Here is a 229-nt window from a genome sequence, read left to right on the forward strand (position 1 = left end):
GCTTTTGGTCGTTGTGTTTTAAGCTGGACTATTCACGTTCGTGAAGAGGCTTAAACTCGCACTGCGTTTCACCAGTGTATAGCTGGCGTGGGCGGCCAATGCGGTTGTGCGGATCACTGTGCATTTCGCTCCAGTGTGCAATCCAACCAACGGTACGAGAGATAGCGAAGATAACCGTAAACATAGATACTGGGATACCAATCGCTTTAAGAATGATACCTGAGTAGAA

1 protein-coding gene is annotated in these 229 nt (G+C 47.6%); it reads right to left on the reverse strand.

Going from position 1 to position 229, the window contains the following annotated elements:
• Nucleotides 1-28: 28 nt before the first annotated feature.
• Nucleotides 29-229: citrate/2-methylcitrate synthase (locus AB4585_RS28755; protein ID WP_372172192.1), on the reverse strand; the 201-nt coding region annotated here is incomplete at its 5' end.

The organism is Vibrio sp. 10N.222.49.C9 (assembly GCF_041474985.1).
Lineage (GTDB): Bacteria > Pseudomonadota > Gammaproteobacteria > Enterobacterales > Vibrionaceae > Vibrio > Vibrio crassostreae_C.